This window comes from Escherichia sp. AM3, from assembly GCF_032029835.1.
Classification (GTDB): Bacteria; Pseudomonadota; Gammaproteobacteria; order Enterobacterales; family Enterobacteriaceae; genus Escherichia; species Escherichia coli.
In genome coordinates this window covers 60,613-75,228 of the sequence record NZ_JAVUPQ010000011.1, presented here as the reverse complement: position 1 = coordinate 75,228, position 14,616 = coordinate 60,613, and the positions used below count along the sequence as shown (strand labels likewise).

The window sequence follows — 14,616 nt, the reverse complement described above, 5'->3', positions numbered from 1 at the left end:
TAATAGCTTTTATTGTTAAAAAATACGTTTCGTTGGCGAGCGCAAAAAAATGCAGCAGTGAAAGCTAAAAATGGTTATAAATACGCCAGTTTGCCGGCATCAGAGAAGAAACGAATATTTGAAATGCAACAAATAGAGCAAAGGGATAAAATAGCAAAAGCGTGATGAAAATGTTATTTTCCGATGCCGCACTGACCCGCTACAATGTCAGATTACTGCCGTAAAGAAGTTTGAGGAAGCAAGACAATGAGCACCACTATCGAAAAAATCCAACGCCAGATTGCTGAAAACCCGATCCTGCTGTACATGAAAGGTTCACCGAAACTGCCGAGCTGCGGTTTCTCTGCCCAGGCAGTCCAGGCGCTTGCCGCATGTGGCGAACGTTTTGCCTATGTTGATATTCTGCAGAATCCGGACATTCGTGCGGAACTGCCGAAATATGCTAACTGGCCGACCTTCCCGCAACTGTGGGTTGACGGCGAGCTGGTCGGCGGTTGTGATATCGTGATCGAAATGTATCAGCGTGGCGAACTGCAGCAGCTGATCAAAGAAACTGCCGCTAAATACAAGTCTGAAGAGCCGGACGCGGAATAATCCGTCCTGCAATACTGACGGATGCGAACGGGCATCCGTCAGTCCTTTCTCTATCCCCAATCCAGCCCTTGTGGCGAACTTGAAAATCCCGCCTCACGCAGCAGCGTAAACATCGGCGTTTGCCGGACCGGTAGATCATTCACTTCTGTTAGCGTAAAGCGCAGCCGTGGTTCGCGACGCAGTGCGGTAGTCAGCGCGTGGAAAACCTCTGGGGCGAGTAATTCCTCTTTTTCCTGCCAGACCAGCATTTTTTTGCCACCTTGCGCCAGGTAGAGTAACAATTTGCCGCCAGAAACGACCACCAGCGCACCCGCCCGACGCGTTGGAACCAGCGTTGCCGGATGTGCAGGCCAGGGCAGAAGATTTCCCCACACATTAGCCGGATCGTTGGCAGAGAGCGCCACTGGTGTATAGTGGCGCGTTTGCGTGGCTTGTGTCGCCAGATCGCGCAATCGGTCAATAGTCAGACGTTCAGCGAATTGCGCGCCACCCAGACCTTCTACAAAACGACCTCGCATAATTCGCCCGGAGTCTTCCATACTTCGACAAAGCGTTTGCATCGACGGAAACCCGCCAGGGATATTTTCGGCTATCACCGCCTGACGACTGATGATGCCGTAGCGGTCGAGCATATTTTCCGCCAGCGCCAGCATCCTTTCGGTATCGTTTAGTGGCTCCACCTGCAATAACGACCAGCGTCCAGCCAGATTTGGTGTGTTGTAAGATACCCGCGGCGAGACGGGTTGCGCATAGACAGGACGTCCACGACGAGCCCGGTGACTGTGGCGAGTTGAGGTGCGTGCGTTGGAACTGCTGCGGGTGAGGGCGCGTAACGGTGCCCAAATGTCGCTGGTGATGACGCCTTGCCAGACCAGCGCCCATAACGCCTCTTGCAGGGCAGAGAGATCAACCGATTCGCCGATTTTGTCGCGTATCCGTTGGCTGATTTGTTGTGCAAACCAGGCTCCTCCGTCAGCCAGAACAGCGACTATCGCTTGTTGCAGCGCCGAACGATTCGCCTGATCCGCTTCGGCGGGAGTGAACGATTCTGCAGCATATTCCTGTAGATGCAGTGCCACCAGGCCGTCATCTTCACCCAGTTTTTTTTGCCCCGACCAGATAACCGCACCGGTTGCCAGTAATTCATCGAGCATTTCTGACGAATAGTCGCGTACGCGGGCAGGCAGGATCTGGCTTTCCCAGAGTGAGGCGGGTAAACCGACTCCGGCAAGCTGTTCGATCACCCGCATCACGCCATCTACGCCCTCATAAACGCCTGGCGATGTTGAGGCAAAGAGCGCCAGGCTACCATCGGTGGCGGGTAATACGCCCTGACGTTCCAGCAGCAATCGCGCATAGGTCGTGGCTGCAACGGGACGCGTCGCTTCTCTGGCGGCTTGCAGCGAGCGCAAACGCAGACGACGAAATACTTCATCGCTCACCCAGATGTCTTGTTGCAGATTCATCACCAGACCCTGTTCACGCAGTTGCTGAAGCTGCTCTTCGACAATGGCAATACCGAGACTAAACTCATGAGCCAGTTGTTCAGCCGTGACCAGAGCATGAGCCCGGAGATAGCGCAGAAAGAGGTCGCGAAGCGGGTAACTGACTCTATGTAAATAAATCTCTGGCAATGACTCTGGTAGTCGTACGCCGAGGGCATCACGCAGCCTGGCGGCATCATCCATACAGGCAAGACGCTCCTGTCCGCTAATCATCGCTGGGAAGATTCGTTTTACTGCAAGAAGATTTTCCAGATACGACGCAACCTCTTCACTGCTGCCTGTATGCCGTTGCGCCAGGTCTTCAACGGTCATTGGCCCCAGTTCGCGCAGCAGGTCGAACAATCCTTCTTCACCTTTCGCTCTTCTGCCAGGAGCCAGTCGTTGCAACTCTTCTTCCACCTGGCGAATGACCTGCGGGTCGAGTAATTCCCCCGGATCGACCTGTCCGAGTAGATTGCGCAGTAACTCGCTGTCCAGCGACAGTACGGATGCCCGGCGCTCTGCCAGCGGGGCGTCGCTCTGGTACATAAATTCCGCGACATAGCCGAACAATAAACTTGTGGCGAAAGGCGAGGGCGTAGTGGTCGTTACATCGGATATTTGAATTTCGCCACCGTTCAGGCGACGCATCAAACGTTCCAGTGCGGGAAGATCATAAACATCTTGCAGACATTCGCGTAGGGTTTCGAGAATGACCGGAAAATCCGGATATCCCTGAGCGATTTCCAGCAACTGACTGGCGCGCAGCCGTTGTTGCCAAAGCGGGGTGCGATGGCCCGGAGTGCGCCCCGGCATTAATAATGCCCGCGCGGCGCATTCGCGAAAACGGGCGGCGAAAAGTGCCGAGCTGCCTACCGCCTCGCGGACAATTTGCAGCAACTTTTCTGGTTCAAACAAAAAAATCGCGGCATCGGGCAATTTACCATCGGTGTCAGGAATACGTGCAACAATGCCGTCATCACTGGCGACCACCGACGCGTCAGCGCCCCATAGCGCATGTATTCGCCCGGCAATCGCCAGCGCCCAGGGTTCATGCACCCGTCTTCCATAGGGAGAGTGCAAAATAATACGCCAGTCACCAATTTCATCACGGCACCGTTCGAGGACCAGATGGCGACTCCCCGGAACGATGCCCGTCGCGTTGCGCTGCTCCTCAATCAACCCCTGAATATTGGCGATCGTATTTTCTTCTGCCAGCCACGGGGGAATAGTCCCGGAAAAGAACGCGCCATCCGCCAGCAAATGAAGAAAATCGCCGATCATCTCGCCTAATTCAGCCGGACGTCCGTTACCTTCACCACGCCAGAAGGGGAGCCGGGCAGAACGACCCGGAGCAGGAGTCACAATCACCTGATCGCGGGTGATTTGCTGGATCCGCCATGAGGTAGCGCCGAGAGTGATAATGTCGTTCACCCGCGACTCATATACCATCTCCTCATCCAGTTCACCCACCCGCCGCGAACCGGCCTTTTCTTCACCTTCGGGTAATAACACGCTATACATGCCACGATCCGGAATGGTGCCGCCGCTGGTAACCGCCAACAATTGAGCGCCAGGTCGGGCGGTCAATATCCCGGTCTCCCTGTTCCAGACCAGTTTGGGGCGAAAAGCAGAAAAATCGCCAGAGGGATAGCGCCCGGAAAGCATATCCAGCGTGGCGTCAAAAACACGTCTTGGCAGATCTTTCCACGGTGCGGCACGGCGTACGCGGGAGTACCATTCGTCTACCTGTAATGCATCCATCGCCGCGGCGGCAACGGTTTGCTGCGCAAGGACGTCGAGAGGATTATGCGGTGGTGTCAGGTTTTCCAGCCTGCCTGCGAACATACACTCTACAATGACTGCGGAATCGACTAAATCACGCCGGGTACGGGGGAAAAACAGCCCTTTAGATACACCGCCAACCTGATGTCCGGCGCGACCAATGCGTTGTAACCCACTGGCAACAGAAAGCGGCGTTGCCACCTGAATCACCAGATCCACCGCGCCCATATCAATCCCCAGTTCAAGACTGGAGGTTGCGACCACGCAGCGTAATTCACCCGATTTCAGCGCCTGTTCGGTGATTGCTCGTTGTTCTTTAGAGACGGAGCCGTGGTGTGAGCGGGCAATAAAAACGTCGCTACTTTGTACACGGTTAGAGGTTGCGCCGGAGGTCGACTCGAAATGGGCCGCATCAACGGCGATAGACGGGGAACGCTGTAAGCGTGCGGCGTAAAGCTCATTTAATCGTGCCGTCAGTTTTTCCGCCAGCCCGCGTGAATTAGTAAAGACAATGGTCGAGCGATGGCGCAACACTTCATCAAGGATACCCGTTTCAATATATGGCCAGATGGAGCCTTCCCGGCCGGCATGGCTGTCTTCGCCGGTGCCGCTGGCGACCGATGAGACATCATCCATATTGGCGACCGGTACGACAATTCGTATCTGCGGATGGCGCATTGCGGGCGGGTTGACTACCGTAACCGGGCGATCGCCACCAAGAAATGCTGCCACATCGCTGGCTGAGCGCACAGTGGCAGAAAGGCCAATTCGCTGTGCTGAGGTGTGGAGCAGCGCATCGAGCCGCTCCAGACTTAACGCCAGATGCGCACCACGTTTACTGCCCGCTACCGCGTGGACTTCATCAATAATTACCGTTTCGACGCCGCGTAGCGTTTCGCGCGCGCGGGAGGTCAGCATCAGATAGAGTGATTCGGGTGTGGTGATCAGAATATCCGGCGGATTACGGGTGAGTTTGCTGCGTTCCTGTGCAGGCGTATCGCCAGTACGGATCCCTACGCGAAGATTGACTTCCGTTTCGCCGCGCCGCCGCCGTTCATCGGCAATACCCTTCAACGGGATCTGCAAGTTGCGCTGAACGTCGGTGCCCAGGGCTTTTATCGGTGAAATATAGAGGATGCGTGAGGTTTTACGCTTATGCGCCTCGCGGGTATCTTCGCCGCCTTCGCGGAAGAGCCGATCGAGGGCGTAGAGAAATGCTGCCAGCGTTTTCCCGGAGCCGGTCGGTGCAATCACCAGCGCATGTTCGCTTCGCGCCGCCACATGCCAGGTTTGCGGCTGGACAGCGGTCGGCTGTTTAAAGGCGCGAAGAAACCAGTCGCGGGTCGCCGGTGAAAACACGTCCGGCAGGAGCGATGAAGGGTCTGGATTATCTGCCATTAACGCTATTCCCCGTGAATATCATGCAGGATGCGTGGAATAGCCTCACTATAGATGCCTGAATCATTGCATGTCATCAGGCATCGACTCGATTACACCTCTTCGGCGGCAGGTAGCGGCCAGCCTCCCAGACGTTTCCAGCGGTTGACGATTTCACAAAACAGCACAGCAGTGCGTTCGGTGTCGTACAGCGCGGAGTGCGCCTGGGTGCTGTCGAAGTCCATGCCAGCGGTCTGGCAAGCCTTTGACAATACGGTTTGTCCGAGTGCCAGCCCGGCCAGTGCAGCAGTGTCAAAAGTGGCGAAAGGGTGGAACGGGTTACGTTTCAGTGAGGCGCGTTCTGCGGCGGCCATCATAAAGCTGTGATCAAAATTGGCATTGTGCGCCACCATAATGGCGCGGTTACAGCCGCTCGCTTTAATACCTTTACGTACAACTTTAAAAATTTCGTGCAGCGCCTCGTATTCGCTGACCGCGCCGCGATCGGGATCGTTCGGGTCAATGCCGTTGAAGGCGAGGGCTTCTGGTTGCAAATTTGCGCCGACAAATGGTTCGACGTGGAAATGTAATGTGGTGTCCGGCATCAGCCAGCCTTGTTCATCCATTTTCAGGGTGATGGCGGCAATCTCAAGCAGCGCATCGGTTTTGGCGTTAAATCCGGCTGTTTCGACATCGATCACAACAGGATAAAAACCACGAAAACGGTCGCACAGACCGGTAAGTTGAGCGTTATCGGACATCTGATTCTCTTAATACGGATAAATTGCAGCGCGCATTATGACAAATATTACTTGTCGATGCAGTAAAGATGCGGGCGCGATGAGTTCACGCCCGGCAGGAGATTAGTTGCCCAGACCGCGACCGGCGTCTTTCTCTTCGATTAACTCAATTTTGTAACCGTCCGGATCTTCCACAAACGCGATAACCGTAGTACCGCCTTTTACCGGACCCGCTTCACGGGTCACGTTACCCCCGTTTTGACGGATTTTTTCGCACGCTTCAGCGGCGTTATCTACGCTAAGCGCGATGTGACCATAAGCAGTGCCGAGTTCGTATTTATCCACGCCCCAGTTGTAGGTCAGTTCAATCACCGCTTCTTCGGTTTCCGGGCCGTAGCCAACAAACGCCAGTGAGTATTTGTATTCCGGGTTTTCGCTGGTACGCAGCAGTTTCATGCCCAGCACTTTGGTATAAAAATCGATGGAGCGTTGCAAATCGCCAACGCGCAGCATGGTATGAAGAAGACGCATCTTTTTATCCTCAAAATGGCTAACAGATTCAAAATGTTGTTTTAGTATAGCGGCGGCTTTACGCCGCTCGCAATGTTGGATTACAACGTCGGGTAATCGGTATAGCCTTCCGCGCCGCCACCGTAGAAACTTTCGGCACGCTGTGGGTTAAGCTCAGCTTTGCGCTGCAAGCGGGCGACCAGATCCGGGTTCGCAATCCAGTCACGACCAAATGCCACCGCATCAATTAACCCTTTGCCGATCAGCGTTTCAGCTTTTTCTACTGTGTATGCACCTGCGCCGATAATCGGACCGTGGAAACGGGCGCGTACTTTTTCGCGGAACGCATCAGTATACGGTTCACCCCCCGCCCAATCTGGTTCTGACATATGCAGATAAGCAATGCCGCGTTTACCCAGTTGTTCAATCAGATACAGTGCATCGGCTTCTTCATTCGGGCCGTTATCTGTGTTCTGGAAAGTACCGATTGGCGAAACGCGAATGCCAATGCGATCGGCACCCCATTCTTCAATCCCGGCATCGACCACTTCCAGTACCAAACGTGCGCGATTTTCCACGCTGCCGCCGTACTGATCGGTACGATGGTTTGAAGAAGGAGAAAGGAACTGATGCAGCAAATAACCGTGAGCAGAGTGGAGCTCTACCAGATCAAAACCGGCTTCACGCGCGTTAGCAATGGCCTGACGGAAATCATTGACGATACCTGGAATCTCTTCCAGTTCAAGCGCACGCGGCATGGATGTTTCAACACGGATCGCCTGACCATTTTCATCGCGCAGAGAAGTACGTGTTCCCGCGCTAAGTGCTGAAGGCGCTACCGGTGCCTGACCGCCAGGTTGCAGGCTGGCGTGAGAAATGCGTCCGGTGTGCCACAGCTGCACGGCCATATGACCATTTTCAGCATGAACGCCAGCGGTGATTTTTTTCCATGCGGCAATTTGCTCCGGACTATGGATGCCAGGCGCACCTGCATATCCTTTTGCCTGGGCAGAAATTTGCGTGGCTTCACTAATAATCAAACCGGCACTGGCACGTTGGCGATAGTATTCCGCCATCAACGGGGTAGGAATGTCACCCGGTTCAATACTGCGCAGACGCGTCAGCGGTGCCATAAAAATACGGTTTGCCGCCGTGATCGCGCCCACTTTCAGTGGGGAATACAGTTTTTCAGATGACATAAAGGCTCCCGGTCGTCTGGTGATAAAAAATGCCTGCTAAACGGCAGGCGTCGCAATAATGTTTTTTACATGGGCCAGCGCGTTTTCCAGTGGCTCGAAACTGCGCGAAATTTTGGCCTGCAGATTCGCGCCAAGCCACAGTGCGTAAAGCACTTGTGCCTGTTGCAGCGGTTCGCCACAAAAGGTTAAACAATGGTTCTCACGGCCATTTTCCAGCGCCTGAGAGAGCAGGGCGATCACGCCGCGAGCACCTTTATCCATCGCGCTGCGCATATCTTCTGACAGATCGCACACTTCGGCAGAGAGTTTTACTGTCAGGCAACCACTGATGGTTCCATGTTGGCAAAACTGGTTCAGTGTTTGCTGGTAATAAGCCAGTATGCGGTCGCGGTAGTTACCTTCGCCGGATTGCAGCAACTCAGTCAGTCGCTGGTGATATGCGGCGTAATGACGCTCAAGCATGGCAACGCCAAACGCTTCTTTAGAGCGAAAGTAGTGATAGAAGGACCCTTTCGGCACTTCAGCGGTTTTTAGTAATTCGCTTAGCCCCATCCCGGTGAATCCACGTTGCAGGCAAAGTTGCTCGCCCGTCGCCAGGAGATGTTCGCGAGTATCATGTTCGGTGTGTTTGTTCATGCGTTGGAGTGTAGTAGACCAGTCGGTCTAGTGCAAGCAAAGTTGCTACTTTGGACATTAACAGCTTCAATAATGGTAATAATCTTATCTGAGGAGGGCGAAGTGGCGGAGCAATTAGAGTTCTTTCCCGTCCAGAGCCCGTGCCGGGGAATTTGCCAGTCTGACGAACGCGGGTTTTGTCGCGGCTGTTTTCGTAGTCGTGATGAGCGTTTTAACTGGAATAAAATGAGCGATGGCGAAAAACAAGAGGTGCTGCGCCTTTGTCGGCAGCGATTAATGCGCAAATTACGCGCAAATAAGCCAGCGTCATCAGACGAACCGGAGCAACCATCACTCTTTTGAACCTAATCTTGCGTATACTCCTCTCATATCTGATAAGAGGAAGCGATTATGGTTCAGCGTATTACTATTGCGCCGCAAGGCCCGGAGTTTTCCCGTTTTGTGATGGGCTACTGGCGATTGATGGACTGGAATATGTCCGCCCGCCAGCTGGTCAGTTTTATTGAAGAGCATCTGGATCTCGGCGTGACCACCGTGGACCATGCTGATATTTATGGTGGCTATCAGTGCGAAGCGGCGTTTGGCGAGGCACTGAAACTGGCACCTTACCTGCGTGAACGGATGGAAATCGTCAGTAAATGCGGTATCGCGACGACCGCGCGTGAAGAAAACGTCATTGGTCATTACATCACTGACCGCGATCACATCATTAAGAGCGCCGAACAGTCGCTAATTAATCTCGCGACCGATCATCTGGATTTGCTGTTAATCCACCGACCAGACCCGTTAATGGATGCCGATGAAGTGGCGGACGCGTTCAAACATCTGCATCAGAGCGGCAAAGTGCGTCATTTTGGCGTATCGAACTTTACGCCTGCGCAATTTGCCCTGTTGCAATCACGTCTGCCGTTTACCCTTGCCACTAATCAGGTGGAAATATCCCCGGTGCATCAGCCGTTACTGCTGGATGGCACGCTCGACCAACTACAACAACTGCGTGTTCGTCCGATGGCGTGGTCCTGCCTTGGTGGTGGTCGTCTGTTTAATGATGATTATTTCCAGCCGCTGCGTGATGAACTGGCTGTGGTGGCAGAGGAGTTAAACGCGGGCTCGATTGAACAGGTGGTTTACGCCTGGGTATTACGTTTACCATCGCAGCCGCTGCCAATTATCGGTTCAGGTAAAATTGAGCGCGTACGGGCAGCTGTCGAAGCAGAAACACTGAAAATGACCCGTCAACAATGGTTTCGTATCCGTAAAGCGGCACTGGGGTACGACGTACCGTAAGCACTTTTAGGAATAGCCGCCGTTCAAAAATGTGTCACTGGTTTACACTTATTCAGGAATGCACAATGAACGGAGGTCCTATGAAACGTTTTAGTCTGGCTATTCTGGCGCTGGTTGTTGCAACCGGCGCACAAGCTGCCAGTGAAAAAGTCGAGATGAACCTCGTCACGTCGCAAGGGGTAGGGCAGTCAATTGGTAGCGTCACCATTACTGAAACCGATAAAGGTCTGGAGTTTTCGCCCGATCTGAAAGCATTACCCCCCGGTGAACATGGCTTCCATATTCATGCCAAAGGAAGCTGCCAGCCAGCCACCAAAGATGGCAAAGCCAGCGCCGCGGAATCCGCAGGCGGGCATCTTGATCCACAAAATACCGGTAAACATGAAGGGCCAGAAGGTGCCGGGCATTTAGGCGATCTGCCTGCACTGGTCGTCAATAATGACGGCAAAGCTACCGATGCCGTCATCGCGCCTCGTCTGAAATCACTGGATGAAATCAAAGACAAAGCGCTGATGGTCCACGTTGGCGGCGATAATATGTCCGATCAACCTAAACCGCTGGGCGGTGGCGGTGAACGCTATGCCTGTGGTGTAATTAAGTAATTAAGAGGCCAGCGTACCTTGCGGTGGTGCTTGCTCAAGTTGCGAAAGCGAGCAGTACAGCCGCCAGACAATTGCCGCCAGCTCACGGGCGGCAGGTTAATGATGACGGGCAAGGCTGTCGCAAATCCGCTGTAATTCTTCAAGTGTGGCCGCCAGTGATTTTTGCTGAACGCCACGCTCACTCATCACTCCCCGCAACAGTGAAATACAGTTATCCCGTACTCGCGATAACGGATCGGAACGCGATTCCCAGTCGCGCAATTGCCAGACAACATGAGAACAGTTCAGCAGCACTACACCCCAGCGTAATAACCAACGGCGAGCCAGCGCATCCTGGCTGTTACTCAACTGACTGACGTGATGATAAGTGAGCGATTCAAATTCGCTTTCACTCAGTGTTGGATGGCGGCTTAGCTGATCGACAAAATCCCGGCGCAGCGCGCGAATATGGCGGCGGCTTTTACGAGCATCCGATCCTGGACGCAGAATGGCGAACGCTAACCACGCCAACGCGACGCCAACGATTTTTGCCAGATTATCGTTAAGAAAATCAGCAAAATCATACACCGGGGGATTAGTGACAGCGATAAAAGAACCCATAAAAACAATCAGTTGCCCCCACAATGCGGCAAATTTTGGCATCTGCAATTTAAGAAGCTGCATTGTCGCCAGCAGTGGAAAGAGAAACAGTAAAAATTGCCACAGATCGCTAATCTGGACCATCAGACCAAATTTGACCACAAAGCTGAATAGCGAAAGTAACACCAGCGTGCGCATCAGAAGTGACAACGACTTAAACGGTGCTGCGACGGCGGAGTAGAGTACGCAGCTAATTGCTGCCAGCGTTAATGCATTGGCACCGGCATCCCATTGCGAAGCAATACTCCATGCGCCAATCATCATCAACGTACAAAATGTACGCAGCCCGCTCCACATAGCTTCGGCGTTATCGGTATGACGAGCCAGGCCGGATGTCCGTGGGAGTCTGGTATGATCATCTACACCGCTTTGCAGACGATGTAATTCCTGACTACTTTGCAGATAAAGGCGGCAAAAATAACGTAGTCGCTGCCAGAAGGCGACGTGCCGATAGTCGGCGACGTTGGTCGGGCGTAGCGGGGCGATAATACGTGCGACGGTGTAAACATCTGTTTGCGAACTGGCGAGCGCCGTCAGCAACTGTTCGAGAATTTCTCGTGTGGCACCTGGCGGTGAGGGCCAGTTGAGCAACATACGTCGCAGGCTGGAGATGACACTGGTCATACGTAATTGCTGGTGGAGCAGCGCATTAAGGCGCGCGTTTTGCTGGCGAAAACGATAGTGGCTCCAGAAAGCCTGGATACGCAGCAAATTCATGGTCAGTATCTGCCCAATCACCCCTTCATGTGCTGCACGAATGGCATCGGTTGTTTCAGGCTGCCAGAGTAAACTGGCATGTTCAAGTAGTCGGGCGTGCATGTTTTTCAATGCGGTTAAAAGGGCTGTAGCATCGGAACTGCTAGGCAGGATCATCATCATCATGCCGCCGCACAAAATGCCGACAATCACCTCGCAAACGCGCGCCTGAGCGATATCCCACAGCTGGCTGGCCTCAGTAATATTAACCATCGGAAAGGCGATGATGGCAGCCGTGTAGCCCGCCAGTTGAAATGCATACGCGACGTTATTCGTGAAGTGCGCACAGGCCCAGGTACAAAAGCCAAGCCACGCCGACATGCTCAATAGAAAAAACCACGGCTCATTGAGCGTATGCCCGGCAAGAAGCAGTGCCGCAATGGCTCCGAGCAAACTGCCAGCGATGCGTCCGAGGCTTTTGCTGATAACACCGCCAACGGTGGGAAAGCTAACCACTGCAGCCGAGGTCATCGCCCAATAGGGTTCATCCAGATTTAAATAATAGGCAACCGTCAGCGCCAGACACATGGCAATGGTATTGCGTAACGCATAACGCCATTGCGCCAGCGTGGCCCTGAACCAGGGCAAATTGCGCAAGGACCATGACGATGCGTTCATTATTGACCTACGGCAATGCTACAGGTGGTGCCCGACACCAACGTGACATCGCCTGGGACTTTATCCAGCGCAAAGCGGACGGGAACGCGTTGGGCGAGTCGAACCCAGGGGACGTTAGGTTTAACATCCGGAATAAGGCTTGAGTCACTTTCAACGCTCTGATCATAAATCGCCCGACCGATACTGGAAACGTGACCCTGTAACGTTTTGTTATCACTATAGAGGGTAATTTGTGCTGGTGCACCTTCGCGGATATGGCGCAACTTGGTTTCTTCAAAATAACCAATGACGTAAAACGAGTGGCTGTCGACAAGGGCAAACAGCGGTTTCCCGGTATCAGCGTAATCGCCGATGCGGGTAGTAAGGTTAGTCACCCATCCACTCACCGGGGCGCGAATTTCCGTTTGCGCCAGTTGCCATTGTGCCTGTTTCAGCGTCGCCTGTGCGGCATCAACACTGGCCTGCATCGCTTTAACATTGAGGTTAGCGGTATCGAGTTCTTCGGCAGAAATAAAATTTTGTGAGAGATGACGACGACGATTCGCTTCGTTATTGGCTTTTGCGAGGTCAGATTGCGCTTTCGCCAGCTGAGCCTGTGCGTTCAGCTCGGCGATCTGAAAGGGCGTTTTATCGATCGTGAGCAGAAGATCCCCCGCGTTAACCAGCTGGTTGTCTTTTATATTCAGCTCAACAATACGTCCCGACACCTGTGGGGTGATAGAAACCTGTTCTGCGCGTATTTTCCCGTCGCGTGTCCACGGAGATTGCATGTAATAATTCCACAGCCACCATCCGGCAAGAACCGCAACTACCGCTACAATGATTGTTGAGAAATACTTAATTGTTTTAATTGACATAGTTACCACGCAATCAGTATTGCCAGAGCAAGGCAAACGCAAATCGCAAACAGCGATAAATCCATTAACAAGGGATGCCAGATGTCACCGGCGTAGATCCAGCCACGAAGCAGGCGGTGTACGACAAGCCAGATGACGAATCCAAACGCGAAGGCTTTGAAAAACGGAGGAAAGTAGACGGACGCACCGAACACCAGATCTTGTAAGGGCAATCCTGTTGCATTGAGCATAAACTTCACAAAGTAGATTCCTTTACGACCGAATATATTGCGTTAGATTAATAAATATTCTTTAAGTGCGAAAAATTTACGCGCAATTTCTGAAAAATATGTCTGACGGTAACCAAATGCAGCAATACATTTGTTTTAGCAATACAATTGCTGCACACTATTCTAAAAGCCGCATAATATCTTAGCAAGCTAATTATAAGGAGATGAAATTGGAATCGCCACTAGGTTCTGATCTGGCACGGTTGGTGCGCATATGGCGTGCTCTGATAGACCATCGCCTGAAACCGCTGGAGTTAACACAAACCCATTGGGTTACGTTACACAATATCCATCAGTTACCTCCAGACCAGTCGCAAATTCAACTGGCAAAAGCGATTGGCATCGAGCAGCCATCACTGGTCCGTACTCTGGACCAACTGGAAGAAAAAGGGTTAATTTCGCGTCAAACTTGTGCCAGCGATCGTCGGGCTAAACGTATTAAACTGACGGAAAAGGCAGAGCCGCTGATCAGCGAAATGGAAGCTGTTATTAACAAAACCCGCGCGGAAATATTACATGGCATCTCCGCAGAGGAACTGGAGCAACTGATTACGCTCATCGCAAAACTTGAGCATAATATCATTGAGTTACAGGCCAAAGGGTGAAATGAAGGGGGCGTGTGGTCAGTAACCTGACCACACGCAAACTTATTTAGCGCGGAGAAACGGTCACCTGACTGCCATTGCTGGCCAGTACGACACGTTGGCCCGGAGAGAAACGAGTGTTGCCTTGTTTCTGTACCACCATGATGGTATTACCATCGTCTTTACGAATTTCCAGCTCGACACCCTGCGTTTTGTTCATTGCACTCTGTACGCCCTGACCAGCTACGCCACCTGCAACAGCGCCTGCTGCAGTAGCCAGAGAACGCCCGGTTCCGCCACCAACAGTATTCCCCAGGAAACCACCAAGAACAGCACCGCCAATTGCACCGATAACGTTGGAATCATCACCGCCCTGAATCTGTACCGGACGTACGTTAACGATGGTGCCATAGCTGACATTCTGTACTTGTTTCGCTTCAGAAGCGGTATAAACATCCCCTGACAGGGTGTCGTTATTAACACAACCGACAAGAGACAGACCTACCATTGAAACAACCAATACGCGTTTAATCATTGAAAAATCTCCTGTTCACCATGAAACGCCACGCAAGCATCCCTCATGGTCAAAGTATATGGCATATGTGAATCCATGGTTACATGTTCTACCAAATATGAGCAAATCATAATGAAAGTAGGATCAACCAATTATAAACAAAAC

General features: G+C 52.7%; 13 protein-coding genes and 1 pseudogene. 5 read left to right on the top strand and 9 right to left on the bottom strand.

Translation table 11 applies throughout. From position 1 onward, the window contains the following. The first annotated feature begins 246 nt into the window (after positions 1–246). A complete protein-coding gene (gene grxD / locus RTW80_RS07345; RefSeq protein ID WP_000108172.1) occupies positions 247–594 on the top strand; it encodes a monothiol glutaredoxin 4 in 348 nt (115 codons plus the stop codon). Positions 595–644: 50 nt separating this feature from the next. Here the strand turns inward: grxD and RTW80_RS07340 are convergent, their stop codons facing one another. The 5 genes from RTW80_RS07340 to nemR form a co-directional block, all read right to left on the bottom strand. After that, positions 645–5,261, bottom strand: a complete 4,617-nt coding sequence (locus RTW80_RS07340) for an ATP-dependent helicase (protein ID WP_063119289.1) — start codon at positions 5,259–5,261, stop codon at positions 645–647. Between the two features lie 92 nt (positions 5,262–5,353). Continuing rightward, positions 5,354–6,001, bottom strand: a complete 648-nt coding sequence (gene rnt / locus RTW80_RS07335) for a ribonuclease T (RefSeq protein WP_001282281.1) — start codon at positions 5,999–6,001, stop codon at positions 5,354–5,356. Between the two features lie 102 nt (positions 6,002–6,103). Then, positions 6,104–6,511, bottom strand: a complete 408-nt coding sequence (gene gloA, locus RTW80_RS07330; RefSeq protein WP_001237796.1) for a lactoylglutathione lyase — start codon at positions 6,509–6,511, stop codon at positions 6,104–6,106. 80 nt (positions 6,512–6,591) lie between these two features. Next, complete coding sequence (gene nemA / locus RTW80_RS07325) at positions 6,592–7,689, bottom strand: N-ethylmaleimide reductase (RefSeq protein WP_000093589.1); 1,098 nt, start codon at positions 7,687–7,689, stop codon at positions 6,592–6,594. Between the two features lie 36 nt (positions 7,690–7,725). Next, a complete protein-coding gene (nemR, locus tag RTW80_RS07320; RefSeq protein WP_001032936.1) occupies positions 7,726–8,325 on the bottom strand; it encodes a DNA-binding transcriptional regulator NemR in 600 nt (199 codons plus the stop codon). Positions 8,326–8,427: 102 nt separating this feature from the next. On the opposite strand from nemR, the gene RTW80_RS07315 reads away from it, so the two are divergent. The 3 genes from RTW80_RS07315 to sodC all read left to right on the top strand — a co-directional run bounded on the left by RTW80_RS07315 (position 8,428) and on the right by sodC (position 10,214). Next, positions 8,428–8,667 carry a DUF1289 domain-containing protein gene (locus RTW80_RS07315; protein WP_000840481.1) on the top strand — a complete coding sequence of 80 codons (240 nt, stop codon included), beginning with the start codon at positions 8,428–8,430 and terminating at the stop codon, positions 8,665–8,667. 48 nt (positions 8,668–8,715) lie between these two features. Then, positions 8,716–9,612, top strand: a complete 897-nt coding sequence (locus RTW80_RS07310; protein ID WP_032247472.1) for an aldo/keto reductase family oxidoreductase — start codon at positions 8,716–8,718, stop codon at positions 9,610–9,612. Between the two features lie 80 nt (positions 9,613–9,692). Then, the gene (gene sodC, locus RTW80_RS07305; RefSeq protein ID WP_001296937.1) at positions 9,693–10,214 is read left to right on the top strand and encodes a superoxide dismutase [Cu-Zn] SodC; all 522 of its coding nucleotides are present in this window, start codon (positions 9,693–9,695) and stop codon (positions 10,212–10,214) included. Here the strand turns inward: sodC and RTW80_RS07300 are convergent. The 3 genes and pseudogenes from RTW80_RS07300 to RTW80_RS07290 all read right to left on the bottom strand — a co-directional run bounded on the left by RTW80_RS07300 (position 10,215) and on the right by RTW80_RS07290 (position 13,323). Then, positions 10,215–12,227: pseudogene (locus RTW80_RS07300) on the bottom strand (FUSC family protein). After that, positions 12,227–13,084, bottom strand: coding sequence for an HlyD family secretion protein (locus RTW80_RS07295; protein WP_001300356.1), 858 nt, complete (start codon positions 13,082–13,084; stop codon positions 12,227–12,229). Before RTW80_RS07295 ends, RTW80_RS07300 begins: the two are co-directional and overlap by 1 nt. A 2-nt stretch (positions 13,085–13,086) precedes the next feature. Next, complete coding sequence (locus RTW80_RS07290; protein ID WP_000670998.1) at positions 13,087–13,323, bottom strand: DUF1656 domain-containing protein; 237 nt, start codon at positions 13,321–13,323, stop codon at positions 13,087–13,089. Between the two features lie 200 nt (positions 13,324–13,523). On the opposite strand from RTW80_RS07290, the gene slyA reads away from it, so the two are divergent. Continuing rightward, positions 13,524–13,958 (top strand): transcriptional regulator SlyA, encoded by a 435-nt coding sequence (gene slyA, locus RTW80_RS07285; RefSeq protein WP_001296943.1) that lies wholly within the window; start codon positions 13,524–13,526, stop codon positions 13,956–13,958. 46 nt (positions 13,959–14,004) lie between these two features. On the opposite strand, the gene slyB is transcribed toward slyA, so the two are convergent. Further along, a complete protein-coding gene (gene slyB, locus RTW80_RS07280) occupies positions 14,005–14,472 on the bottom strand; it encodes an outer membrane lipoprotein SlyB (RefSeq protein ID WP_000597196.1) in 468 nt (155 codons plus the stop codon). Between the last annotated feature and the right edge of the window lie 144 nt (positions 14,473–14,616).

Excerpts from the sequence above, each read along its gene's own strand:
- grxD (WP_000108172.1), top strand. The coding sequence starts at position 247 with ATGAGCACCACTATCGAAAAAATCCAACGCCAGATTGCTGAAAACCCG.
- RTW80_RS07340 (WP_063119289.1), bottom strand. The coding sequence starts at position 5,261 with ATGGCAGATAATCCAGACCCTTCATCGCTCCTGCCGGACGTGTTTTCA.
- rnt (WP_001282281.1), bottom strand. The coding sequence starts at position 6,001 with ATGTCCGATAACGCTCAACTTACCGGTCTGTGCGACCGTTTTCGTGGT.
- gloA (WP_001237796.1), bottom strand. The coding sequence starts at position 6,511 with ATGCGTCTTCTTCATACCATGCTGCGCGTTGGCGATTTGCAACGCTCC.
- nemA (WP_000093589.1), bottom strand. The coding sequence starts at position 7,689 with ATGTCATCTGAAAAACTGTATTCCCCACTGAAAGTGGGCGCGATCACG.
- nemR (WP_001032936.1), bottom strand. The coding sequence starts at position 8,325 with ATGAACAAACACACCGAACATGATACTCGCGAACATCTCCTGGCGACG.
- RTW80_RS07310 (WP_032247472.1), top strand. The coding sequence starts at position 8,716 with ATGGTTCAGCGTATTACTATTGCGCCGCAAGGCCCGGAGTTTTCCCGT.
- sodC (WP_001296937.1), top strand. The coding sequence starts at position 9,693 with ATGAAACGTTTTAGTCTGGCTATTCTGGCGCTGGTTGTTGCAACCGGC.
- RTW80_RS07295 (WP_001300356.1), bottom strand. The coding sequence starts at position 13,084 with ATGTCAATTAAAACAATTAAGTATTTCTCAACAATCATTGTAGCGGTA.
- slyB (WP_000597196.1), bottom strand. The coding sequence starts at position 14,472 with ATGATTAAACGCGTATTGGTTGTTTCAATGGTAGGTCTGTCTCTTGTC.